Raw genomic sequence first — 24414 nt, forward strand, 5'->3', positions numbered from 1 at the left:
AAGTTTTGTGTAGCTTTGCTTCCTGAATAGGGATCGCAACAAAACTGGCATCGGAAGCATACGCTAAGTTTTGTGCAGCTTTGGCAGCTGTTTCCCCTGAAGGGTAGAATTTCCTTGGTAGCCTCATAACGTTGCGCATCGGCCGAATGTTTCAGTGTAAAGCGGGCGGTGAACATTTTTTTTTGGCATGCTTGTCCTGCAGCTGTCTGCGGGAATGTTCTGTGGTATAGTAGCTATAGAAAACTTTCAATTTTCGAGGAGGCAACGAATATGTCTATAAGCAAAGCAAAGAAAGCCAGACAGAAGCTTGCCCGGCAAGGACGACCGGCGGCTGATCTGCTGCGCGGCAGCTGGCAGGGGATGCATCCCGTCACGAAGCGAACGCCTAGCCTGCAGGAGAAGCAAGCAAAGCTGAATAGGAAGCACCGAAGGAATCACGCCTATACGAGCGATGATTCCTTTTTTATTTATAGGGGTCGCGAGACGGCTGTAGCGGTACTGTTTAACGGAACGATCCGCGACAACATCGCTTACGGCCGAGGGAACAATACTGGCCGATCCTACGATCCTTATTCTCGGCGAGGCGGTGAGCAGCGTCGATACCCGGACGGAATCGCAAATCCAGAAGGCGATGGGGCTTCAGATGGAGGGCCGAACAAGCTTCGTCATCGCCCCGCTATCCAATCATACTCTAACAAAAACAGCCTAAACACGATATTCCGTGTTTAGGCTGTACGAGATACATGACAGCAACGTGGGGAAGCCGCATCGGCTGCCATTACGGCGCTTATCATATGAGGCGGGCAAACGCTTCTGATCTTACATCAGGAAGGTGCCGATAACGATCGATACGCCGATGATAATCGAGCGGAGCAGCTGGGCTACAGCCATATTGCCTTGTGCGATTTGCTCGCATACTTTAAATCGCGGCGTCATGAAGTCGAAGACAACGTAGACCAGACACAAAATCACGATGCCGATCGCGGACCAAATGAGCATGGATACCCAGTCCTGCGAGCTGTACGAAACCATCGCGACGATGATGCAAAGCCCGAGCAGCTTGCTGCCCATGTACATGCCGGCTGCCTGGTTGCCCTTGTTAATTTGCTCGGAATCGTTGTATCGGGTTAATTTGCTAAATACGAAAGCGCCGACGCTCAAAATAACGAGCAGAATGACGAGACCGACAGCCACGTTTACGGCGTTTTGAACATATTCATTCATTTATGTTCCTCCTAAAAGTTTTGTGAAGCACAGCTTCCCGAATGAAGATCGCAACAAAACTTGGCATCGGAAGGATCCGCTTTGTTTTGTGAAGCACAGCTTCCCGAATGAAGATCGCAACAAAACTTGGCATCGGAAGGATCCGCTTTGTTTTGTGAAGCTCCATACAAGTCTAATCGCGTATGGCTGCCGGGCAGTAGTAGGCCATGTCGCCGGTAATTTTGCCGCCGATGCGAGGGAGCAGGCCGGCGAAGCGGCCGCCGATAACGTAGGCCCCCGTCAGCAAGAAGCCGCGGTATAATCCGTTCTCCGTATGAACGCCGGTTTCTTCCATCGTGAAGCGCTGCTGGTAGATTTTCGGCTGCCTGGTGTAGTATTGCTTCGTTTCGGCCGCTTCCTCTTCCCCCTCTTGATGGCCCCATTCTTCCGATTCCGCCGCGCCGTCTTCGCCGAAGAGCGTTGTGCCCTTGCCTTCGCGGCCCCAGTAGCTCTTGGCGACATAGGGAATATTCTGCCGGGTGAATACGGTATTCTCATAGTAAGTAGGCAGCAGATAGGTTTGAACGGCCTTAAGCTCCGCTCCGTCAAACAGCGGATGGCCAAGCACGTCGGACGACAGTTCATTGCGTTCGAACAGCGCCCAGATCAGCGCCATAAAGCCTTTGCTCTGCGTAAGAACGCTTTGCGCCGGATTGATGAGCGCCAGCTTGCCAAGCTCGACCAGCTCCATGAGCGCTTCGCCGACCGGCAAGCCGGTATCCGCATCGGCATCATGGATTAAATATTCGAGCGGATAGAGACGGTACAGGATATCGATCCGTTCTCCGCCCGCGTAAAGCCCGTCGCCCTCCACGATTTCCAGCGTCTCGAGCGGGACGAAGATAGCCCTAAAGCCGAGTTCCTGAATAACCTCCATAATATATTCGGTATTGCACTTGTCCTCGATATGCCAATCATAGCAGGCGCAAGCGATCGTTCCGGTGTAGCCGTTGTTCCGGTAATGCCCGATAAGCTCCGCAAAAGCATTCTTCATCGCTTCACGCATCCCTTCAGAGGCGGAACGGAGGCCGGTATAACGGCTCACGACCGCGTTACCGAGAAAGGCCGTCTCCGGGATGCCGGTCGGCGTGTCGGTATTATTCTCGATACATTTGATCCCGTGTTCCGTTACGATCCAGTCCTGTCTGGATATGCCGTGATACGGCGTTTCGAAACGCGCGGCCGGCAGCAGAGAGGGATGGACGCCCAACCGTTTGATTAGGAAAGAATCCGGCAAATGCTGCTGGGCGAACCGGAGCGCTTTCCAATAGATGCGGTCAACCTGCACGGAGGCGGTCCGGAGCTCTCCGTACTCCGCCGCGCTGTAAAGCGCGACGGACGGAAGACAGTACTGCTTGCCGTACATCCTGTGATATGGAATACGCAGCGCAAGCTCGCCCTGAAACAGCTCCTCATGAGCGACGGATAGCGGGATAACGCGCTGCATGCGCTTACCCTCCGCTGCTGCTGATCCCCGAGCTGCCAAAGCCCTTGGAGGAGCTGGAACCGGATTTGTAGCCCGGCGATTTTTTGTAGGTTTTGCCATTGGATATATAAGTGCGGGAGCCGTCATCGTCACAATATCCGTTGCTGTCATAATCGTCGCATTCATTGCCGTACGCGCTCGTATTGCAGCCGCTCAAGGCGACCGGAACGGTCAGCATTAAGGCGAAGGCCAGCGCCTTCTGGCCGCCGGACCGCAATTTGGCGCTCGCTGGCGGCCTGATGCCCGCTGCTTGCCGTTCTGGATGTTTATTCTGCATTTACTGGTCTGCTCCTTTCAAAAAGACGACGATCTTGCTGCGGTCCATATCATAAATCGTATAAATGGTTTCATAGGCACGCTCCTGGCTGACAATGTAGTGATCGAGCAGCAGCTGCGCGAATGCAAGCGGACTCTCCGGCGATGGCTGCCCCAGCGTGCACGGATTAAAACGGTAACCGTTCCAAAGCAAAAATTCCGCCTCCATGCGGGGCGAGACGGTGCAATACTCGTGAAGGGCCGCGCTTATGGCCTGCCCGTATACGGCATCGTCATCCTCTTTGAACGGCTTCACATAAACATGATGGCGCGTGCCGTCCTCGCATTCGTTCGCCGTATGCTCGTATAAACGGTTGCGATAAGCGGTCGCATTAACCAGCTTTCGGACAAAAACATCATGGCAGGATACCTGGGCCTCCGCGACCGTTCGCACAACGCGCCGGTCTTGCTCGGACCATTCCAAATAGGTTAGCGGAAAATCCACCTTTGTCTACCGCCTTTCTGCTCGGATCTTTGTTATCGTCTCATCATCGGAAATGACGAATAAGCGGGCGTTGGAAGGGAGCTGCTCCTCCAGCCTGCGGTTGATGCCCATATCGCTGCGGTCCGCGATAAGCGTAGCTCCTTGGCGCAGCAAAGAATGAAAGGCGTCGCCGTAGGTTTTCCATGCCGGGTCGACCGGCGCTTCAAATACGTCTTCGCCGTACTTCCTGCTGAGCAGCTGGGTGAACAGATCGATGCTGCCCTCCTTGAGCGCGGAACGGACCGCGAGCCTCGACACCGCATCATGCGATAAAATAAAATCATTTACTTGTACGTGGCGGAAATTGAGAATATGCTTCTCCAGCACGATTTCGACCGTTGTATGGACATTCGGAGCCGCCTGCTCAATGCTCGAGGAGATGAGCAGGGATTTGCCGTCAATGAGCGAAGGATCGTCAATCCGGGGGTCGGCAAAAATGATGGCCGAACGGGCTTTATGAATGCCTGCCATCTTCAGCGTCTCGGCCGACGAGGGATCGCCGCTGATGAAATGAACCCGGGGCTGGTCATAAGGATGCTTGTCGCATCCATCAATAATGATGACGGTTGCATCCGGGTCAGACACAAGCAGCTCTTCAACCGCAAGCTGCGCTTTTTTGCTCCAATTGATAACGATAATATGGTCCTGTCCTTGGAACCTCAACTTTCCACCCTCCCTTCTTCGCTGCACCTCCGCCAAGGAATCGATGATTCTGCCGATCAATAGGCTGAGCAGGCCGATTCCGAATATGTACAGAAGCATGGCAAGCACTTTTCCGGGGACCGTCACCGGATAAAAATCGCCGTACCCGACCGTCGCGACAGTCGTCATCACCCACCAAAACGCGTTAAACCAGCTGCCGAACGTATCCGGCTCCAGCAGGAAGCCCAGCGTCGAGCTTACGAGCACGAGCAGCAGCGTGAGCAGTAAAATGGAATAATGTTTTAACCGAAACAACTTAATTACGAGTTTCAAAAATAACGGCATGACGCTCACCTCTATCGGAAGCTTACTTTATATACCTTACATCCTATCCAGGAATTTTCCAATAGTAAAATAAATGCAAACCGTTATGAGATTCATAGAATAGAGGAACTTTCATAGGTAAGTGGACGAACAACCACTGCTCCGGCTGCATATATTATCCTATATTTCAACGAAAGAGAGGTGGCGAATAATGACGTTGGTTTGGCTTTGCTCAGTCAGCGGTTTGGTCGGATCGGTCATTACCTTTGCTTTCGGAAGCTGGATGGAGTCTCTTACCCTGTTGCTGGTAACGATGGGAATCGATTATATTACGGGTGTTGCCGCTTCTATCCGGGAGGGGAAGGGCCTGAATTCCGTGTTCGGCGCATGGGGATTAGCGCGCAAAGGCTTGACGCTCCTCGTTATTTTACTGGCACATCGTATTGATATTCTGCTCGAGACAAATACGATTACGATGGGAGCCGCTATTTATTTTTATATTGCGAATGAGCTTATCTCGATTACAGAAAATTACGGCCGGATCGGGCTGCCTATGCCGGAGCGGCTCCGGAAGCTGATTGAGGTTCTTAAGGATAAGCAGCAGTAGTTTCGCGCTTGACGAATTTTACTTGCATGAAACCGCCGCTTCTCGTTATAATAAGAACAGATGTTCTGGTTTGGAGGGGTGGCAATGGCCGCTAAAGAGGAAGAAGTCCGCGGCTCGGTGAAGACGGCTCCGCATCCGCCGGTACAGACCGAGGATGAGCTGGAGCTTGTAAAGCGTTTTGTGCTGCTTGGTATTGTCATGCGTATTCTGGACCACGATATACGCGTGATCGGCACGTCGGCCATTAAGCTTCCAAGGTTTTATGAGTCGATGCTGCGCGGCATACAGGACCGGGTGCTCCTGGATTTGGCTGCGATCCGGAGGCAGTTTCGCATGACGGGCATTAAAGTGTACGAAGAGAAGCGGGAGCCGGACGGATTGCACGCCGGGTACGTATGCCGCGGGTACCATCATCGCTTTTTTATGCTCTGGGGCTTCGTGAAGGCGGAATCGGAGCGCGTGCTGAAGCAATATTTGTCCGGATAGTTACGAATTTGTTCATGGTTTTGTCATAAAAACAAAAAAACTTTTCCTCTTTCCGCAGTTTAAGGTTGAGAACTTCGGACGATCTTATGTAATATAAGAGGTAGACATTATGATCGCAAAGGGGAGCACATAGCAATGCACAAGTGGATTATGTTTGTTTTGTTTACGGCGGCGTCGTTGCTGGGCGTATATTTGCTCACATTCGCCCTTCCTGCCAAACCGGTTGACGAGTCTGCCTCGCTGCCAGAGGGCATGGTTCTAATGAAGGTCGTAGCATCGAATGATTTTGTGTTTGACCAACCGGTATACACGGCCAAAGTTGGGGACAAGGTGAGATTGAAGCTTTCGAATAAAAGCGGTATACACGGCATTCACATTGATGAGCTTCAAGTAGCTCTTGATAATGATCACCCGGAAATGGATTTGGAATTTACGGAGCCGGGCGAATATCGTATCTATTGTTCAATACCATGCGGACAAGGACATACCACTATGGAGTCCAAGCTGGTCGTTGAAGCGGCATAAGCCAGCGAATGCGAACCGCGGATAAAGCAAAGGAGCCGAAAGGCTCCTTTTTGTTAAAATTATAAGACTTTACAAGCTTATTTTTACCGCCTCTAGCGCGCCGGACGGCGATGACGGTCGCGATCGCGCCCGCGGGCAATCAGCATATCGGCAATAAAGCCGAGCAGCGCCCATGTTATGATCGTAAGGGCATACATAAGCAGGACGCTTACCTCATGCACATCGACGAACATATCAACGATCCATGTTGGCACGCTGAGCATGAAGAAAACAAGGTTATGCGGGTCATAGCCGGTGTAATTATACAAGCAGACGGCAGCTCCGATTATGGTGGCTGCAATGGTAACGGGATAGCGCATAACGTACCGTACTCCTTCACGTAAAAGATTGCCGTAATGCGACTGCTTAGGTTATTATGTGTCGAAAGGACGAAACTCATGCGATCCATTCATATTCAAGGGAGGAACGATAATGATTACGCATATTGTTTGTTTTAAATTAAAGGACGGCAGCGCCGAGAGCGTTGCGCGCACCGCGCAGGTGCTGCGGGATATGGAAGGCAAGATCGAAGAGCTGAAATCGATCGAGGTTGGGATCGACGTGCTTCATTCCGACCGTTCCTACGATATTGCTTTAATTACGAAGTTCGATTCGATGGAGGCTTTGAACGCTTACCAGGTGCATCCGGTTCATAAGAAGGTTATCGAGCATATGGCTCAGGTTCGCGAAGCGTCGGTAGCTGTCGATTTCGAAAGCTGAGAGGCAGGTTGACGTTTCATGAGCGACATGAGAGACGTATATGAGATTTTGACTTATCTGCTCGTTATTATTATTAGCAGTATTGTTATGGTGGCATGGCTGAAACGAAAAGCTAAAAAAAAGAAGCAAGGCTGAAAGCGGGCGACTGATGGATGTATTATGTGAATCGCGAACAAATAGCCGTAAGGCTGGAGACGCTGCCGGCGATCGCCGCCGCGCTGCAATCGCTTGCGGACAACTGGCAGGGCAGCATGCTGGAGGGATTGGCGCAGGAAAGAGCGCTTCATCTCTCGATCGAAACGATTACCGATGTCGGAAGCTTTCTCATTGACGGATTTATTATGAGGGATGCGAGCAGCTATGAGGATATTATTGAAATTACGGGCGAGGAAGGCGTTTTTCCGGGGAATATGCTGGTTACGCTAACGGAGCTCGTCAAGCTTCGCAAGCCGCTTGTTCAAGATTATTATTCATGGTCAAGAAGCGAGCTTCATCCTCTGACGGAGAAGCTGACGGCCGTGCTGCCGGCCTTCAGGCAGGCGGTTCTGGATTATCTTTCGCGCGAGCTGTAGGCCGGTTCCCAAGCTTTTTCCGTTCGGGCTTGATTTACGAAAATGACAAAATACGTTACAATGACGCTATCAAGCCTGCAAGGGTGGTGAAGGGTTGAAGCGGAACGGGACGATGCGCGCTGCCGGCGCTGCAGCAGATACGCGCGGAGACGGATCGACGCGCGAGCGTATATTGCTGCTGTTGAAGACGAACGGCAGAATGAATGCCGGCGATTTGTCACGGCAGCTTGAATTAACGGAAATGGCTATTCGGCGTCATATGTATGTGCTTGAGAGCGAAGGCAGCGTCAATATTGTTGCCATCCGTCAGGCAATGGGCAGACCGCTTCACGCCTATGAGCTGACGACTGAGGCGGATGAGCTCTTTCCGAGAAATTATCACTTGCTTGCTCTGGATTTGCTCGATGAGCTGGCGGACGACCCGAATACGGCTGTGCTGGTTGACCGCGTATTCGAAGGCCGCAAGCGGAAGCTGCTTGAACGGTATGAGCCCCGTATGGCTGCCAAGAGCCTGGAGCAGCGAGTAGACGAGCTGGCTGCGATTCAGAATGCCGGCGGTTACATGGTGGATGTAGAAGCGCAAACAGACGGCACTTATATGCTGTATGAATACAATTGCCCGATCGCCCAAGTGGCGGGCAAGTACCAGCAAGCATGCAAATGCGAGCTGTCCTTGTTCAAGAAACTGTTGGAAGCGCCTGTCGAACGGACGGAGTGTCTGGCCAAGGGCGGAGGCAAGTGCAGCTATCGGATCGGTTAAGGCAACAAAGCTTCATGAGAATAAATGGGAATGGACTGTTTTAGCGTAACCCGGCGGGTTTGCTGAAGCAGTCTTTTTTCTTTGTGTCAAGACGAGCCCATGCTGCTTATAATGTCATTACGCAAGTGGGCATTCGTCTAGAAGAGCATCGGTTATGCCTGCGGTTGACAGAGGAGGAGGGGATAACGGATATGGTCATGGCATGGAGCGCAGCTATTGCTGCCGCAGCCTTTGTCATTCTGACGGCAGGTATCCTTCTCGCCGTAAGATCGGCGCTCGGAAGGCTTGCTGAGGCCCAAGCATCGGCGGCTGCGATGCAACAGGATTTGCATAAGCTGATGAAGGAGCTGAGCGGGCTTGTCCGGCCGGCGGAAGACACGATTCGCGCCGCGCATCGCCAGCTGCAAGCCGTCAACAGTCTATTTGAAGCGGCCGGTCAAGTTGGAGGCGCGATCGCAAATACGACTTCAACGGTCGAGCGCGTCACAGCCGTGCTGTCCGAATCGGCGGAGCAGCATGCAAAGCGCGCGGCGACGAAGAGGCAATTTGGTGAAGCGCTGGAATGGGCAGAACTCGGAATGGCGGCTTGGCAGCTGTGGCAAACTAGCCGAAAGGCAGCGGCGACTGCCGGAGAGGCGCATGTTCCCGTATCCGAATCGGACACCGAATCAAGGAGCAGAGACGAAGGGCACGCTAAAAAAGAAGGGAGCGACTACAATGACAACACGTAAACAAACAAAAGGATTTTTGCTGGGAGCGTTGGCCGGAGGAGTTATTGGATCGATAACCGCACTGCTGCTCGCGCCAAAAGCAGGCAAGGAGCTCCGTCAGGATATCTCTGTCGGAGCGCAGAAGGTTAGCGATGCGACGGTGCGCGCGGCCGGTCAGGTAACGGATACGACGGTAACCATAGCGAAGCAGATCGGCGGTCAGGCGGCACAAATGGCCGATAAAACAAAGACCGCTGCCAGCAATGTGGTTAGCAGCGTGAAGAGCTGGAACAAAACGGAGACGGCGCCGGCAATAGTCGTTACCGTATCGGATAACGGCACGGATGAAGAAATAAGCGCAATTGACGTTGTTGAAGCCGGAGAGACGGAAGCGGCCGTATCGAAGGAGCAATAATCCATATGAGAAAAAGATCTGGCGCCTGCTTTGGCCAGATCTTTTTCTTTTATAACGCCGTTTTGACGGAAGAACATATTCGATGAAATGACGACGACAAGCTGCGATTTCGGGAAGGCATCCCTGCAGGACAAGCGTGCGAACCCTCTTCTTTCCGGTGAGAGCCGCAGGTACATTTTTGCGCCCGTATTCATATGCTATTCTGTCTCCTTTCATTACATTTGTTTAAGAAAGCGGTGTGTTTGTGCAGCAACCGATTGCGATACTGGATTCCGGCGTAGGCGGTCTCACCGTTGCCAAGGAAGTGATGCGCCAACTGCCGCGCGAGAAAATGATTTATTTCGGGGACACCGCCCGGACGCCGTACGGCCCGCGCTCCCCGGATGAGGTTGTCAAATTTACGCGGGAAATTGTCGATTACTTAATTCAATTCCGCCCTAAAATGATTGTTATAGCATGCAACACGGCAACCGCGGCGGCGCTTGATGATATTCGTTCCAGGGTGTCCGTCCCTGTAGTAGGGGTTATAAATCCCGGCGCCAGAGCGGCCATCGGATGCACCGTTACGGGATGCGTCGGCGTCATTGGAACGGAAGGCACCATTAAAAGCGGCGCATACGAGCAAGCGTTACGCGAGCTGTCTCCGTACGTTCAGGTCGTTAGCGAAGCATGCCCAAAGTTCGTTCCTCTGGTGGAGAAGGGGAACTTTCATTCTAAGGAAACGTATAGGACGGTGCTTGAGTCGATCGGACACCTGCGCCAATTTCCGATGGATACGTTAATTCTTGGATGTACGCATTACCCCTTCTTGACGGAATCGATCTCCGAAGTGATGGGGGAGTGCGTCAATCTGATCAGCTCCGCGGACGAGACCGCCCGTGAAATCAGCACGATTTTGCAGGATAAGCGGAAATTGGCGCAAGGCGCACGGCTGCCGGTACATCAGTTTTTTTGCAGCGGCAATTCGGCGATGTTCAAGACGATCGCAAAGCAATGGCTGGGAGAGCAGATCGTACTGTCGCCGATCGTGTGGCAGGAGCCGGTTATTGTTTAAAATATGGCGAGCGGAAGCCGGGCCCTTCAAAGGCCCGGTTTCTTCCATTCTGCGGCGGGTCATCATAGGACAGGACCGCCACCGCATAGCATGATAACAATGAATTCATGCAGCGGGGGGCGAAGGCGATGATGTATCCGGCACAAAGCTTCGGCTATCTTGAAATGGTGGAGGGCGTCAGGCAGCTGGTCGGCAGATATTCGTTTTTGTCTGCTTACGTGATCGGAGAAAGCGTAATGGGAAAGCCGCTGATCGCGCTTCGCTGCGGCAGCGGGCCGCGCCGCATTCATATGAACGGATCCTTCCACGCGAACGAGTGGATTACGTCTGCGCTGCTCATGCGCTTCGCTGCCGACCTGTCTGCGGCATACAGCAGCGGAGAACCGGTCTGCGGCCAGCAGGCGGAGCAGCTGTGCAGGGAGGCAACGCTTTGGCTCGTACCGATGGTCAACCCCGATGGCGTCGAGCTTGCGCAGCGCGGCGCGCCGCCTACGCATCCCTGGCATAGGCAGCTGCTGGAATGGAACGGAGGCTCGGAGCGGTTCAGCGGCTGGAAAGCCAATATTAGAGGCGTTGATTTAAACGACCAGTTTCCGGCGTTCTGGGAAGAGGAGTGCAAGCGGCGGGGAGTGACCGGACCAGGTCCGCGCGACTATCCGGGACCATATCCGTTAAGCGAGCCTGAAGCGCGCGCGTTGGCCCGGTTTACGGAAATCATGTCCTTTGACACCGTGCTGGCGCTCCATACGCAAGGGAGGGAAATTTACTGGAATTACCGCAATTACGAGCCGGCAGAGGCGGAGGAGCTTGCGAACAGGCTCGGTCGCGCAAGCGGCTACAAGCCGGTTAAGCTGAGCGGCAGCGATGCAGGCTATAAGGACTGGTTCATTCAGCAGTATCGCCGGCCGGGCTTTACCGTGGAGGCAGGCTTTGGGGAAAATCCGCTGCCGATGGCCAATTTCGATCAAATTTACGTCGAGCTGCAGCCGCTGCTGCTGGAGGCGCTTCGTTTGTAACGAACATGCCGTTGCCTTCCTTTGCGGAACATAGCAAAGCTGATGGCTTGTGGTATAATAAGCGGTAAAGATCAGCAAAGGTGGTAGAACTGATGCGTAAATTACTGTCGCTGCGCCACTGGCAGCGGACGTTTGTCCGGATTTTTCAACTGCTGAGGTCAAAGCATGTTTCTTTGATGGACAAGCTGCTTTTCGCCGTGCCTGCGCTGCTGTATTGGGTGCTGCCCGATGTGCTGCCGCTGCCGTTTCTGCCGATTGACGATATTGCCGTTACGATGCTCCTCTCGGAATGGTTTGCCCGCAGGATGGAGAGAAAGTATAATATGAAATAGTGAGTTTTGCCGCAAGGCATTTAAATAAGAGGAGCTGGATTATCATGAACTGCAAAATCTCCAAAAACGCTGCGAAAGTCATTCAAGCGGAGCTGGACAAGCCTGAAAACGAAGGTAAAAAACTGCGCGTCTACGTGACGCATTCGCACGGCGACCATGCCCATTACGGCATGGGAATCGACGTGCCGTCGGAGACGGACATTGTCGTAACGACGGATAAAGGAATCGACGTTATTCTGGAGAAGGACAATGCGTTTCTGGACGGAGTTCGCATCGATTATTTCTATGTGCCGGAAGAAGGTTTTGCCGTAACGAATCCAACCAAAGGGAACCACGGCGATCACTAGGCTTTCAGTAACGAGTTGGAATAGGGCGATGGATAATGGCAAATGACATAAGAGTATGCGACAAATGCAAACATATGAAAATGAAGACGATCGTGCCCAAGCTTCAGAAGCTGGTTCCCGACGCGGAGATCAAGGTTGGCTGCAAATCCTACTGCGGGCCATGCGCCCGGTACGCATTTATTTTTGTGAACGGCCGTTATGTGAAGGCGGCGACCGAGGACGAGGCGATCGAGAAGGCACTTCCTTTCATTAAGAAGAAATAAGCTTGCTTGCATGAATAAGGAAATCCATGACATCTGCAGACCCGACGACAGCCAAGCGCCAGGGTCTTTTTTGTGACTATATGGTAAGGAGGTCCAGGGTGGACATAACGACGCCGCAGCTGCTATACCACGGTACGACAAGCCATACGGTGCAATCTTTTGAGAATAAGCTGTTGAATTCGCCATATTGGCGTCCGGGTAAAGACTTTGGCGAGGGCTTCTACACGACGATATCGATTGCACAAGCGCGAAAATGGTCGCATAAGGCAGCTAAGGAGTCGTGGGATGGCGGAAGGCCGTGCGTTCTCGTCATCGAACTGGCATCCGTGCCGGAGCAAGTGGAGCCGCTGTTGTTTCTTTCCGATTCGCAGAACTGGGCTTCCTTCATTTACGCGCATCGTAAGGCGGCCGTGAAGGGAATGGATCCCTGCGATTCTCATCCGGACATCATTATAGGCCCGATGGCGGACAATGACACTGGAAAAATCGTACATAAAGCGGTACAATTGAAGAAAGACGATCGTTGGTTCTATGAACAGATTACAATATCGCGCAAGGGGAGAAAGCTCGACGCGCTCAGCCTCGGCAATCAGGTCGTGTTTTGTTCGGAGCGCTGGGAATCCCATTTGAGGCTGCTGGGTTATCATATTTACACGGGAAGCAGGTGGATGTATCATGAGAGCGAAGTCGCAGGTCAGGTTAAGCATCTATGAGCGCGGTATCGTGGAGGCGCTGGTCGCGGATTACGGCTATGCCGCGGCAGATGCCAGGTCGCTTGTAGTCGATTATATCGTGGTCGTCCGCAAGCTGGGCGGTTATGATAATTGCGGGCAATACGCGCAGATGCTGGATAAGGCGCGGCGCATGGATCATCCCCCGCTGCAATGGCTGGAGAGAATCGTCGATATCGAGAAGGGTGAGCTTCGGGACAGGGGCATCGATTCGGAGGAACGCCAATATTTGCAAACGAAATAGGACCCCGCGATGCTCATCGTCGGGTCTTTTTGTTTCTGGTGACATAGGTTATGAGGCGATGATCCGGAGAGGAGACGATAGGCTGAAGTGCGGAAGCCAACGTGGTATTACACAATTGGACTAGCTGTCGCGATCGCTTGCGTGGCGGCGTCGGAGCTTATTTGGCTGCCTGCGCCATGGCGGACGGACAGCGGGATGCAGTGGATCGAAATGATCGACCGGTTGTTCTATGCCGTCGCGCTTGTACCGCTATGCTGGACTGCCGGAGCGGTTCTCGGATGGCGGAAACAGCAATACGGGAATAGATTTCCGGAGACGGAACGCCGGTTCGGATCCTTGCTGCTGCAAGCTCTGCGGGCAATCATTGCCGCACTAGGTTTAATAGGCACCTGCATGGTTTTATTTGAGCAGGCGAAGCTGTTCTGGACGATTGGGATTATTGCGGCTGCCGCCCCGCTCGCCGTAATGGACATGCTGTTCAGCGAAGCGCCGAAGCGGAGCGTGCCGGTCACGCTCGCTGCCGTTCTATTGCTTCTATCCTTGCTTTGTCCTACCGGCTATCTTGTGATTTACCCGGGCATGACGCTCGACTTGAACCGGTACGCGCACATGGAAGGCGGAGCAGGCGGCGGGGCCGTTAACGGCGTGCTTGTATTCGAGCGGCCGGCCGTACCTGCCGATTGGTTGTATGCGTCTCTTTTTCCGTTGTACAGCTTTGAGAAAATACCGGAGAACGAGCCTCCGCTCGCCGAGTCGTATACCCAGGTCGTCATGATGAAGACGGACGCCAATGCCGTGGCGGCTGCGGTAGCGCTGCAAAAGGCAGGCATTGGCGAAGGGATAACGGAGAATGGGGTAAGAGTCATTGCCGTCATGAAGGACATGCCGGCAGATCAGCGGCTGCATGCAGGTGATATTATTGAAAAACTGAATGGCCGGGACGTAAGGTCCGTCGAAGATATGACCGCTTATATGGCGGAATCGGTTAAGCCGGGGCAGTCCGTGGACGTCACGGTAAGAAGGGCGGGGAGCATGGCACAGGTAACGGTAAGAACGGAAGCGGCTGCAGATCAGCCTGAACGGCCGGTCTTCGGCATATCGGTCCAGACGGAGCTGCATATGGACATTCCGCGCGCAATCGATTATCAACGGTATATGGCGCATATCGGAGGGCCGTCGCACGGCGCGATGCTAACGCTGGCTTTTATAGACCAGCTGACGCCCGGAGGTGTCACGTACGGCAATATAACGGCAGGGACGGGAACGATTGAAGCGGACGGCTCGATCGGATTGATCGGCGGCATTAAGCAGAAGGCCTATGCCGTAAGCCGCACCGATGCCGACGTTTTTTTCGTGCCTGCGGCGCTGGAGCAGGCTGCGCGCAGCGCAGCGCCCCTCTTGAATATCGTCCCGGTTCAGACGATAGACGACGTGCTCCTTTGGCTGGCACAGCATAAAAAGTAGACAAATACACCCCGCATACTAGCCTTTCAACCGGCTGCATGCGGGGTGTTTCTTTATACTAAAGGCGGAGTCAGGTTACTTCTTTTGTCCGTTGATATCTAACGCTTCGCCGCCTTCGGTGATGGCCGCCTGAGCTTCCGCGACAGCCTGTTTCCTGAAGTCCTTGATCAAGTCGCTCATGACGATCTGATCGGAGACGTACAGCTCGGTGCGCGCCTCTTCGGCGGCGCCGAGGCAGGCGTCCATATCGCCGGGAGCATTCGCCGCGATATTCCAGCACTTGCCGTTCCCGATGACCCCGTCGCCGGAAGGCATAAAGAAGAAGGTGCCGTCCGTAAATGCGCCGTTCCGCAGCACGACCTTCTTGCCTTCGGCAGGCTGCTCGGTCAGCATCGGCGTTCCGGCCATGAATTGATCGGCGGTAGAGATGCCCAGAAGGTGCATGACCGTCGGGGTGATATCAAGCTGTCCGCTCACGTTCGCGTGCGTGCCCGCATGCTCGTCCCGCGGCAGATGGACGAACATCGCCACCTGCTTCAGAATCATTTCCCGTTCCAGCCCGCTCAGAGGCTTGCCTAGGAAGTTCTCGAATAGCTTCCAATCCTTAATCGAATTGTCGTGGTCGCCGTACGCGACGAAGATGGTGTTATCCCACAGACCTTCCGCTTTCATACGGTCCACGAGCTCGCCGAGCGCGGCATCGACATAATGAGCGGCCTGCAGGTAGTCGCCCATAATCGTTCCTTTCAAATTGCCTACGTCAAGCTTCTTCTCCGTATCCGGCATCGTATAAGGATGATGGCTGGATAAGGTAATCATAAACGAATAAAAAGGCTTCTGCTGATCGCTCACGACGTCCATCGACTGCTGGAAGAATGATTTGTCGCCGAGCGCCCAGCCTACCTTCTCGTCGAGGTTAAAGTGCTTCAAGCTGTAAAACTTGTCATAATTCATGTTGTTATACATCGTGTTCCGGTTCCAGAATCCGCCTTCGTAAGAATGAAACACCGTGGTCGAATAACCATTGTTCTTCAAGGTAGTCGGCATGCAATCAAATTCGTGAGACGCATACTGAACAAACACGGAGCCGTTCATTACGGGCTGCATGGAGCAGTTGGCGGCGAAATCGGCATCCGACGTTCTTCCCTGCGAAGTCTGGTGGTAGAACTGGCTGAAATACGCGCTCGTCCCGATAAGTTTATTGAGATTAGGCGTAATTTCCTGACCGCCGATCGATTTGCCGATCATGAAGTTTTGGAATGCTTCCAGCTGTACCATCAGGACGTTGCTGCCGGCGTAAGCGCCGAACAGCGCGTCCTGCTCGAGCGCGCCGCGAAGATCTCCGCGAGCTTCTATCCACGCCTTGGCTTCCGATGATTGCTCAGCGGTAACGGTAGCCGCATCCAAATAGTTTTGCTTCACGTAGCGGTAGACGTCATAGCCGTGAAAGCCCAGCGATCCCGTGACGTTGTAGATCGAGAGATTCCACCAGTTGCCGACGAAAATCCCTTGTCCCCAGGTGCGCTTCGCTTCGTTCACGTTCGAGAAATAAAACGATGTGCCGACGGTGAAAAGGAGAGCGCTGAGTACGATCCGAACGACCGTTTTCAACCATACCGATGATTTCCTGCGATGCTCATTGGCTTTTCGCAGATCCCTGCGGCCGAGCCATATAACATAGACCGCAAACGGAATGATAAAAATCCAGTCGATGAAAAATACGATATCGTTCCAGCTGAGCAAAGTTCCGATGCTGCCGCCCAAGGAATCGACCTGACTGAGCTGGAGCAGGACCGGTACCGAGATCAAATCCTGGAAGTAGCGGAAATAAATAAGATCGGCATACAGCACAAAGGATACAATCACATTTAAAACGATTAGGGCGATAATCCGGCCGCGCGCTGGCAGCCATAACGTCCAAAAGCAGAGGAGCAAGAGCGCTCCCAGCTCGATAATGGCGTCTTTGTCATTCATTTTGAATTTGGACATTCCAATAAAATCTGAAAATAAGTAAAGCTTAGCCATGATAACGGCTGCGAACAAAATCAGGTCGACAGCCTTCAGCCGCTCAAGCCAGACGAGCAGAGTGCTCATGCTTCGGCGGGCGATATTCTGTTGGACTGGTAACATTTTGTACGGCCTTCCTCTCTAATCCCGGTTTCCCCGAGGCGGGAGCGGGCCGAAAAATTGGTAATAGTTGCATTCGATCCGCCCGTTAAACAGCTTGCGCTTCTTATCCGCAGACCGGCCGAAGTAATGCTCCATCGTAGTTGACGGACTAATGGCGAAATAGGACCAGGTCGGATAATGGAGCGCAGTCAGGCCAAACTGGCGCAAAGCAGCCTCGGCTGAGGCATCGTCGCCAAGCCGTTCCCCGTAAGGCGGGTTCGTAATAACGACGCCGTAATCGCCTTCAAGCTTGACCTTCGATACGGGCTGTACGCTCAGCTTGATATCCTTTCCGAAACCAGCTTTCTTGACGGCAGCCTCGGCAATTTCAATCGCGCCAGGATCGATATCGGAGCCGGCAATTTGCAGCGGAATACTATCCTTAACGAGATCGAAGGCTTCATCGCGCGCTTCATTCCACAGCTCGTCCGGGATGAGCGGCCATCCTTCGCTGTTAAAGCTGCGGCGCAGTCCGGGAGCAATATTCCACCCGATCATGGCGGCCTCAATCAGCATCGTTCCCGAGCCGCAGAACGGGTCGTACAGCGGTCGTTCCGGCTGCCAGCGGCTAAGCTGAACGAGAGCGGCTGCCATCGTCTCGCGAATCGGGGCCTCGGTCGACATTCTGCGATAACCCCGTTTGTGCAATCCGTCGCCCGTCGTATCCAGCGTAAGCATCGCGACATCGTTCATGAGCGTAACTTCGATAACATATCGTCCGTTATCCTCCGGAAACCATTCGGTTCCATAACGCTCGGCCATTTTATTGACAACGGCTTTTTTGACAATGCTTTGGCAGGCGGGAACGCTTGTCAGCTGCGATTTTTGCGATCTTCCGTTGACGGGGAATTCGCCGTCCTCAGGAATCCAAGACGGCCAATCAAGCGCTTTCGTCCCTTCGAACAGCTCTTCGAACGTCGCGGCCGGAAACTCGCCCATTTTGATTAAAATCCGTCCTGCCGACCGGAGCCAAAGGTTCGTTCGGCATATATCGATAGGCTTGCCCGTAAAATTGACGCGTCCGTTCTCTACTTTCAAGTCGGTGTAACCGAGATCCTTCAGCTCGCGTGACACAACCGCTTCGAGCCCCATCGGCGCGGTTGCGATTAGCTGTAAATTTTCCATTACGCACTCTCTTTTCATTTATACTTATTGATTTCCAAGCCGCGCAGGAAGCATACGCTTGTATCCTCACGTACAAAAACATACAATCAAGTATAGGACATATGAGGTCGTTTTTACAAATTTGTAAATATGGAGAGAGAAGAATAATGTTGCGGAATGAACAATATGTGGATTCGCTTTACGAGGCGGATGCCGATTTGAAAAGGACAAAAGAAGGCATCGCGGCTGCCGGCATGCCTGATATTTCGGTTGCCGACGGTTACGGGCGGCTGCTTACGATGCTGGTATCGCTATCGAAGGCGCAGAAGATTTTGGAAATCGGCGCGCTGGGCGGGTACAGCGGCATATGTTTGGCGCGCGGGCTGCAGGCAGGCGGGAGCCTGGTGTCTCTGGAGCTGCTGCAGAACTATGCGGACTTGGCCAAGACGCATATGGAAGCGGCTGGACTAGGCGGTAAGGTGGAATATTTGATCGGTGACGCGAAGGAAAGCTTGGCGGAACTGAAGGCAGCCGGCAAAAAATTTGACTTCTTTTTTATTGATGCGGATAAAGAAGGTTATCCCGTCTACTTGGAATATGCGATCGAGTTGGCAGAGCCGGGCGCGGTGATCGTCGGCGATAATATCTTCCTCCGGGGGAGAACGACCGATCCGGCCAAGGCGGGACCGTCGGTCCAGGCGGTTCGTTCCTTTAATGAAACCATTGCTGCGGACAATCGCCTGATGAGCACGCTGCTCCCGGGATATGACGGGCTCGCAATCGCGATCGTGAAGTAAGTTAAGTCTAGGCGGAATATAAGGAGCGTCCTGGTGCGTGCCGCTTACCAAGCCGTCTCGCGTCAGGGCGTTTTCATGCCGCGGTTATCCGCATCTAGGGAAACGATGAACGGCTTGTCGCGATAATCCGCATCTAGGGACACGATGAACGGCTTGTCGCGATAATCCGCATCTAGGGACACGATGAACGGCTTGTCGCGATAATCCGCGTGCACGGTTACGATAGACGGCTAGTTGCGATAATCCGTATGTACGGTTTCGATAGAATGCTTGTTGCGATATTGCGCATGCACGGACACGATGAACAGCTTGTCACGTTAATTCGTATGCATGTTACGTTTGCAAGTAGTGAAAATCCGCATGCAACGAACATGATGAACGGTTTGCCGCATTAATCCGTTTGAACGATTACGATAAAATGCTTATCGTAATATTACGAATGTACGGTAATCTGTATTTTACGGTATTCCGGAAAGCGTGGTTAATTTCATATATTGAAATTAATCCCCGAATAAATAAATCAATAAGCGTCGTAGTCTCAGTATTTGAACTAAAATTGTAATTTTGTAGCTTATTGACTGGATTTTTCCTGTGCAGTTTCAGAAATTGAAATTATTGGTTCAAAATAAACCATTGAACCCAGGATAGTTTCAGTTATTGAAATTATTTTCACCATCATCTAATGTATGAACATTCGCTTTGACGGCTCCAGGCTCCAAGCGTGAGTACGGGTTGCTCCACCAAGCGCCGCCCTGATCCACTCTGATTCCTCGAGCTTCCGGATATGCGGGCGGGCTTTGTTGTAGCTGCAATGCAGGCGGCCCCTTACGTCTGACAGTTGAAAAGGGCGCTCCAGCATCGCCGCAAGCCGCAAGATTTCTCTCTCGTACACATGCAATTCATTGAAAGTGCCGGGTGCTCCGAATAACCTGCCGACCATCTGCTGAAAGAGCTGCTGCCATAAGCGGGGGCGCTGCTCGATATCGTCATAACCGATGCGGATGACTGTCCAATTATCATTTGTCAGATGCATTTGCCTGACCCATTGGTCACAAAATTGTTTGCGCGTATTATGCCGTAAATGCGTCCCGTAGCCGTCGATTTCGATCGCGACTCGGATATGGGAGCGTACGTAAGCAAAATCAATGTAGCGGTAACCTTCGCTGAAATCTTGAATTTCATACTCGGGATGCAAATGCTGGAAATGACCGAATGCAGGCCACCAAATATTTTGCAGCATAAGCTTCTCCGCATGTCCAAGCCCCTCTTTGATCCTACTGCGATTTTCTCCGCGGCGTCCGATAATATGCTTTGTGAGCCAGCTTTGGCAATAATCTTCGAATAACTTATCACCCAATCTCAATCATCTCCTTTAAAATAAAAGCGCCGCATGATCAGGAGTATACCTGCTCAAACGGCGCATGCTTTGCTGCCTATGTGTAGTTGATTAGTTTGAGATTACCATAAACCGGAACATGTTACTAGCAAGTTTTATTGATAGCGATGACTAGTATCAATATCTGAAACTAATTTATTCAAATCGTAGTTTACATATAAATTAGTTTCAATTATTGAACCAAGAGGAGGGGGAGTGGTCGGAATGGCACCAAAATCAACGAGTAGTGTCAAATTCTGATATTAAATCACCTATATTATCTTTTGAGCGATAATAGGTTCAAAATCCGAAACTAAAGCTCTGAGCAGGGCTGTTCTTTCAGTATACCGGTCAGCGGCAGCTCAAGCCCCGAACAAGCTGTTCGCTTGCGCAGAGCTGACAGGCTTTGGAATAAGTTTGCAACCGGGGTTTAAGCTTTTGAGCCAACCTGCTGCTTGCATAGTCCCCTTAACCGGCACTTATGTCTTTGAGCGGACAGGCTGCTTGCATAGTCCCCTTAACCGGCACTTAAGTCTTTGAGCGGACAGGCTGCTTGCATAGTCTCCCTAACCGGCACTTAAGTCTTTGAGCGGACAGGGCGCTTGCGAAGCAGCGTTTGCCATACCCATGCGGCGTTGGCCATCAGCATGATGCCGGACAGGATGAACAAGCCTTGAATGCCGAGCCAGCCGGAGAGGGCGCCGCCGGTTATCGGCCCGATCATATTGCCGAGACTGAGGGTGCTCGTGTTGAAGCTGTAGGATCGGCTCTCCATGCCGTCAGGCGTATACTTGCGGATTAAGGCGTTCACGGCCGGGATGAGGCCGCCGAGAAAGATGCCTAGCACAAATCGCGCCGCAAGCAGCTGCCAGACGGTTCCCGCCAGCGCCTGCGGGATGAAGGCCAGCGCCGCGCCGACGAGCGAGAAGCCGAGCACGCGTTCCGCACCGATCCGGTCGCTCAGCTTGCCAAGCAGAGGCGAGGCAACCAGATTCGAGAGTCCGGTGACGGAACCGACAAAGCCGGCGAAGAAAGCAAGATTGGCCGTCGTTCCGTGCAGCTCCTGCACATACAGCGGAATGAGCGTCATCGGACTCATCATAGCGAACTGAATGAGAAAGGTGACGGCGAACAGCGCAGTAAGCTCCGGAATGCGGCTTAGCTGCCGGAAGCCTTGAATGACGGATGCCTGGATGCGCTCGGCTGCTTTCATACGGTCGAACGGCTCCTTTACGACAAACAGCGCAAGCAGCGACGCGGCGAACAGCAGCGCACCCGTTAAATAGAAAATAGGCCGGAAGCCGATCGAATCGGCAAGCAGGCCGCCAATGAACGGACCCAAAATAGTGCCGGCGATTCCGCCCGACTGAATGGTGCCCATCGCGAAGCCCATCCGGTTTTTCGGCGTCGTTGACGAGATCAGCGCGATGGAAGCGGGATTAAAGCCGGATATCGTACCGTTCAGCATGCGCAGCAGCAGCAGATGCCACGGGTTCGTAGCGAAGCCCATGAGCGCCATGACGATCGCCATGCCGAAGCCGGATCGCAGCAGCATTACTTTGCGTCCGTACCGGTCAGCCAGCTTCCCCCAAATAGGCTGGAATATAAATGAGGTGACAAAGTTCCCGGCAAAAATAAAACCCGCCCAAATCCCGATCTCGTGCTTATCGGTCAAACCTAAATCAAACTGCAAATAGAGTGATAGGAACGGAATGATCATCGTCATTCCCGCCATCACAAGAAATTGACCGAACCACAGCACGACTAGGTTTTTTTTCCACTGTTCCATAAAAAAAGTATAGCATATGCCGACCCGGGATGAAAAATGGACCTTTAGAGTATTTGATTGTCATACTATTGTCATAGGAAGCCGTCTGACGGCGGTTGTTAGGTCTTCTGAAAAAGGGCATAATAAAAACATAGTAAAATACATAGAAATGGGGAACGGGGATGTCTTATAACGACCGTTTCATACGGGCATGCCGGAAGGAACAAGCAGATCAGGTACCTGTATGGTATATGAGGCAGGCAGGGCGGTACGACCCTGATTACCGCAAAATAAAAGAAAAATATTCGCTGCTAGAAATATGCAGGCAGCCTGAGCTTGCGGCTGAAGTGACGATGATGCCGGTCCGCAAGCTGGGCGTCGATGCGGCCATCCTGTACTCGGATATTATGAATCCGGTCGCATCGATCGGCATCGATTTCGATATCGTAGCCAATGTCGGGCCGGTCATTGCCAATCCGATTCGGTCGGCTGACGACGTGGAGCGCTTGAAGCCGATCGACGTTGAAGGAGATTTGGGTCATGTCCTCGAGACGATCCGCCTATTGGACCGCGAGCTGGAAGTTCCGTTAATTACATTCGCAGGCGCTCCGTTTACGATTGCCAGCTATTTAATTGAAGGAAAGCCTTCGAAAAACTATTTGCGGACTAAAGAAATGATGTACAGCGAGCCGGAACTGTGGCATGAGCTTATGCGAAAGCTTGGCGATATGGTCATCGCGTATTTGCGCGCGCATATTGCCGCGGGCGGCAAGGCGTTCCAGCTGTTCGACAGCTGGGTAGGCGCGCTGACGCCAGCCGACTTCCGGCAATTTGTGCTGCCGACGATCGAACGGATATTCGCCGAGCTGTCGGATATCGAGCAGCCAAAAATTTATTTCCCGGGCGTAAGCTCCGGCGAGCTGCTGCCAACCCTTCATCAGGTGAAAGCCGACGTGATCGGGCTGGACTGGCGCGTGACGATTGAGGAAGGCAGACGAAGATTGGGCGGCGGATTCGCGGTTCAGGGGAACTTGGACCCGACGGTGCTAACGGCTCCAATCCGCGTCATTGAATCGTATGCCAAGGAGATTATAGATAGCGGCATTGATGAGCCCGGTTTTATTTTTAATCTCGGTCACGGTTTGTTCCCGGAAGCATCAATTGAGAAATTGGCCGAATTGACCGCATTCATCCACTCGTATTCTGAGAAGGCCATCGCCGCAAGAAACGGGAAGGAGGCAAGCCGTGTCTGAGCATAAAGATAACCGGATTGGCGTGCTTATCATGTCGTACGGAACGCCGGAGTCAATGGACGACGTAGAAGCTTATTACACGCATATCAGGCGCGGGCATGCCCCGACGCAGGAGCAGCTTAACGAGCTGAAGGGGCGGTATGAAGCCATCGTAGGCGGCGTGTTCCCGCTGCGTGAGAATACGAACGGTCAGGCTGCCGGCCTGCAGGATAAGTTGGAGCAGCTTGCGCCGGGCCAATTCGTCTGTTATCAGGGCTTAAAGCATGCGCGGCCTTATATTGAAGACGGCGTGGAGCAAATGGCGAACGACGGCATTACCCGAGCGGTGGGTATCGTGCTTGCGCCTCACTATTCGATCATGAGCGTAGGCGGTTATATCAAACGGGCGCAGGAGAAGGCTGCCGAGGCGGGCATTGCGATGTCCTTCGTCAAGCAGTATCATCTGCATCCAAAGCTGCTTAAAGCGTTGACCGACCGTGTACGGGACGGCTTGAAAAGGTTAGCGAATGCTTCGGACGATGAAGAAAAGGTGAAGGTACTGTTCAGCGCCCACAGCCTGCCTGAGAAGATACGCGAGCTTGGCGATCCTTACGAGCAGCAGCTCCTGGAAACGTCCGCCGCGGTTGCGAAGGCTGCGAATGTAGAAGACTGGCAGTTTACTTGGCAAAGCGCCGGAAGGACGAGAGAGCCGTGGCTCGGCCCGGATATTTTGGAGACGCTGAAGGCTGTCGCGGAGGAGGGTTATACGGCGGTGCTAGTCGCTCCGATCGGCTTCGTATCGGATCATCTGGAGGTGCTGTACGACCTTGATATCGAAGCGAAGGCAGAGGCGAAGGCGCTTGGCGTCAAGCTTGACCGAATTGCGATGCTGAATCGAGATCCGTTATATATGGAGACGTTAGCGGAGTCGGTCTTGGAGGCTCAAAACGGTTTGAACGAGCAGTAAAGGATAAAACGCGGAGAATTGAACGTTTGGCCGAACGCCGTTAGCGGCGGATAGGCCAGCGGGCGGCGCTCCGCTTTTTTTATGCTGCGCGATAACGGTCGCGTTTCCGCTAGATTGATTAAAATGCTATAATAGTTTTTCCATCATCGGCAGATCGTTGCTATAATGGTAGAGTCATAATCTATCAAAGAGGAGCCATCTTC

At 52.9% G+C, this 24414-nt stretch carries 29 protein-coding genes and 1 pseudogene; 20 read left to right on the forward strand and 10 right to left on the reverse strand.

From position 1 onward, the window contains the following. Positions 1–547 precede the first annotated feature (547 nt). Positions 548–673: pseudogene (locus tag H581_RS38915) on the forward strand (hypothetical protein); the annotation flags it as partial. Positions 674–819: 146 nt separating this feature from the next. On the opposite strand, the gene H581_RS0112430 reads toward H581_RS38915, so the two are convergent. From H581_RS0112430 to H581_RS0112450, 5 genes are all read right to left on the reverse strand, one after another. Continuing rightward, the gene (locus H581_RS0112430; RefSeq protein WP_028610270.1) at positions 820–1224 is read right to left on the reverse strand and encodes a DUF350 domain-containing protein; all 405 of its coding nucleotides are present in this window, start codon (positions 1222–1224) and stop codon (positions 820–822) included. Positions 1225–1396: 172 nt separating this feature from the next. Continuing rightward, on the reverse strand, positions 1397–2710 hold the full coding sequence (locus tag H581_RS0112435) for a glutathionylspermidine synthase family protein (RefSeq protein WP_028610271.1): 1314 nt from the start codon (positions 2708–2710) through the stop codon (positions 1397–1399). A 4-nt stretch (positions 2711–2714) separates the two neighbouring features. After that, positions 2715–3026: a hypothetical protein gene (locus H581_RS0112440; RefSeq protein ID WP_051250745.1), complete on the reverse strand. Its 312-nt coding sequence runs from the start codon at positions 3024–3026 to the stop codon at positions 2715–2717. Next, positions 3027–3509, reverse strand: a complete 483-nt coding sequence (locus H581_RS0112445) for a hypothetical protein (protein WP_028610273.1) — start codon at positions 3507–3509, stop codon at positions 3027–3029. A gap of 6 nt (positions 3510–3515) precedes the next feature. Continuing rightward, positions 3516–4535 (reverse strand): potassium channel family protein, encoded by a 1020-nt coding sequence (locus H581_RS0112450; RefSeq protein ID WP_028610274.1) that lies wholly within the window; start codon positions 4533–4535, stop codon positions 3516–3518. Between the two features lie 190 nt (positions 4536–4725). Between H581_RS0112450 and H581_RS0112455 the strand changes: the two genes are divergently transcribed. The 3 genes from H581_RS0112455 (at position 4726) to H581_RS0112465 (ending at position 6132) form a co-directional block, all read left to right on the forward strand. Next, positions 4726–5121: a phage holin family protein gene (locus H581_RS0112455; RefSeq protein ID WP_036718533.1), complete on the forward strand. Its 396-nt coding sequence runs from the start codon at positions 4726–4728 to the stop codon at positions 5119–5121. An 84-nt stretch (positions 5122–5205) separates the two neighbouring features. Beyond that, the gene (locus H581_RS0112460; RefSeq protein WP_051250747.1) at positions 5206–5607 is read left to right on the forward strand and encodes a YhjD family protein; all 402 of its coding nucleotides are present in this window, start codon (positions 5206–5208) and stop codon (positions 5605–5607) included. 135 nt (positions 5608–5742) lie between these two features. Next, positions 5743–6132, forward strand: coding sequence for a cupredoxin domain-containing protein (locus H581_RS0112465; protein WP_028610277.1), 390 nt, complete (start codon positions 5743–5745; stop codon positions 6130–6132). A gap of 92 nt (positions 6133–6224) precedes the next feature. On the opposite strand, the gene H581_RS0112470 is transcribed toward H581_RS0112465, so the two are convergent. Continuing rightward, complete coding sequence (locus H581_RS0112470) at positions 6225–6491, reverse strand: hypothetical protein (protein ID WP_028610278.1); 267 nt, start codon at positions 6489–6491, stop codon at positions 6225–6227. 112 nt (positions 6492–6603) lie between these two features. Here H581_RS0112470 and H581_RS0112475 point away from each other — a divergent pair, with 112 nt between their 5' ends. The 13 genes from H581_RS0112475 (at position 6604) to H581_RS0112540 (ending at position 14799) form a co-directional block, all read left to right on the forward strand. Beyond that, positions 6604–6891: a Dabb family protein gene (locus tag H581_RS0112475; RefSeq protein WP_028610279.1), complete on the forward strand. Its 288-nt coding sequence runs from the start codon at positions 6604–6606 to the stop codon at positions 6889–6891. Positions 6892–7043: 152 nt separating this feature from the next. Next, positions 7044–7463 (forward strand): DUF86 domain-containing protein, encoded by a 420-nt coding sequence (locus tag H581_RS0112485; protein WP_028610280.1) that lies wholly within the window; start codon positions 7044–7046, stop codon positions 7461–7463. Between the two features lie 112 nt (positions 7464–7575). Further along, the gene (locus tag H581_RS0112490; protein ID WP_028610281.1) at positions 7576–8223 is read left to right on the forward strand and encodes a helix-turn-helix transcriptional regulator; all 648 of its coding nucleotides are present in this window, start codon (positions 7576–7578) and stop codon (positions 8221–8223) included. 191 nt (positions 8224–8414) lie between these two features. Beyond that, positions 8415–8954, forward strand: coding sequence for a DUF948 domain-containing protein (locus H581_RS0112495; RefSeq protein ID WP_028610282.1), 540 nt, complete (start codon positions 8415–8417; stop codon positions 8952–8954). Next, positions 8941–9348 (forward strand): YtxH domain-containing protein, encoded by a 408-nt coding sequence (locus H581_RS33890; protein ID WP_051250749.1) that lies wholly within the window; start codon positions 8941–8943, stop codon positions 9346–9348. Before H581_RS0112495 ends, H581_RS33890 begins: the two co-directional genes overlap by 14 nt. Positions 9349–9592: 244 nt before the next feature. Next, on the forward strand, positions 9593–10402 hold the full coding sequence (racE, locus tag H581_RS0112505; protein WP_028610283.1) for a glutamate racemase: 810 nt from the start codon (positions 9593–9595) through the stop codon (positions 10400–10402). A gap of 128 nt (positions 10403–10530) precedes the next feature. Then, a complete protein-coding gene (locus H581_RS33895) occupies positions 10531–11418 on the forward strand; it encodes a M14 family metallopeptidase (protein WP_036718537.1) in 888 nt (295 codons plus the stop codon). Positions 11419–11510: 92 nt separating this feature from the next. Then, positions 11511–11750, forward strand: a complete 240-nt coding sequence (locus tag H581_RS0112515) for a hypothetical protein (protein ID WP_028610284.1) — start codon at positions 11511–11513, stop codon at positions 11748–11750. 44 nt (positions 11751–11794) lie between these two features. Further along, complete coding sequence (locus H581_RS0112520; RefSeq protein WP_028610285.1) at positions 11795–12097, forward strand: heme biosynthesis protein HemY; 303 nt, start codon at positions 11795–11797, stop codon at positions 12095–12097. A 35-nt stretch (positions 12098–12132) separates the two neighbouring features. Then, on the forward strand, positions 12133–12360 hold the full coding sequence (locus H581_RS0112525; RefSeq protein WP_028610286.1) for a YuzB family protein: 228 nt from the start codon (positions 12133–12135) through the stop codon (positions 12358–12360). 98 nt (positions 12361–12458) lie between these two features. Then, the gene (locus H581_RS0112530; RefSeq protein ID WP_028610287.1) at positions 12459–13073 is read left to right on the forward strand and encodes a DUF3990 domain-containing protein; all 615 of its coding nucleotides are present in this window, start codon (positions 12459–12461) and stop codon (positions 13071–13073) included. After that, on the forward strand, positions 13036–13335 hold the full coding sequence (locus H581_RS0112535) for a hypothetical protein (protein WP_028610288.1): 300 nt from the start codon (positions 13036–13038) through the stop codon (positions 13333–13335). Before H581_RS0112530 ends, H581_RS0112535 begins: the two co-directional genes overlap by 38 nt. Positions 13336–13422: 87 nt before the next feature. Next, complete coding sequence (locus H581_RS0112540) at positions 13423–14799, forward strand: PDZ domain-containing protein (RefSeq protein WP_028610289.1); 1377 nt, start codon at positions 13423–13425, stop codon at positions 14797–14799. Positions 14800–14874: 75 nt separating this feature from the next. Here H581_RS0112540 and H581_RS0112545 read toward each other — a convergent pair whose 3' ends face one another. Then, positions 14875–16929: an LTA synthase family protein gene (locus tag H581_RS0112545; RefSeq protein WP_028610290.1), complete on the reverse strand. Its 2055-nt coding sequence runs from the start codon at positions 16927–16929 to the stop codon at positions 14875–14877. 18 nt (positions 16930–16947) lie between these two features. Continuing rightward, positions 16948–18093: a THUMP domain-containing class I SAM-dependent RNA methyltransferase gene (locus tag H581_RS0112550; RefSeq protein ID WP_028610291.1), complete on the reverse strand. Its 1146-nt coding sequence runs from the start codon at positions 18091–18093 to the stop codon at positions 16948–16950. 146 nt (positions 18094–18239) lie between these two features. On the opposite strand from H581_RS0112550, the gene H581_RS0112555 reads away from it, so the two are divergent. Next, the gene (locus tag H581_RS0112555) at positions 18240–18869 is read left to right on the forward strand and encodes an O-methyltransferase (protein WP_028610292.1); all 630 of its coding nucleotides are present in this window, start codon (positions 18240–18242) and stop codon (positions 18867–18869) included. A 679-nt stretch (positions 18870–19548) separates the two neighbouring features. Here the strand turns inward: H581_RS0112555 and H581_RS0112560 are convergent. Both H581_RS0112560 and H581_RS0112565 read right to left on the reverse strand, forming a co-directional pair. Further along, positions 19549–20226, reverse strand: a complete 678-nt coding sequence (locus H581_RS0112560) for a hypothetical protein (protein WP_036718543.1) — start codon at positions 20224–20226, stop codon at positions 19549–19551. A gap of 595 nt (positions 20227–20821) precedes the next feature. After that, on the reverse strand, positions 20822–22033 hold the full coding sequence (locus H581_RS0112565) for an MFS transporter (RefSeq protein WP_028610294.1): 1212 nt from the start codon (positions 22031–22033) through the stop codon (positions 20822–20824). A 161-nt stretch (positions 22034–22194) separates the two neighbouring features. Here H581_RS0112565 and hemE point away from each other — a divergent pair, with 161 nt between their 5' ends. Both hemE and hemH read left to right on the forward strand, forming a co-directional pair. Next, entirely contained in the window at positions 22195–23265 is a 1071-nt protein-coding gene (gene hemE, locus H581_RS0112570) for a uroporphyrinogen decarboxylase (protein WP_028610295.1), read from the forward strand. Beyond that, positions 23258–24211: a ferrochelatase gene (gene hemH, locus H581_RS0112575; RefSeq protein WP_028610296.1), complete on the forward strand. Its 954-nt coding sequence runs from the start codon at positions 23258–23260 to the stop codon at positions 24209–24211. Before hemE ends, hemH begins: the two co-directional genes overlap by 8 nt. The last annotated feature ends 203 nt before the right edge of the window (positions 24212–24414 follow it).

This window comes from Paenibacillus harenae DSM 16969 (assembly GCF_000422465.1).
In the GTDB taxonomy this organism is placed as follows: Bacteria; Bacillota; Bacilli; order Paenibacillales; family Paenibacillaceae; genus Pristimantibacillus; species Pristimantibacillus harenae.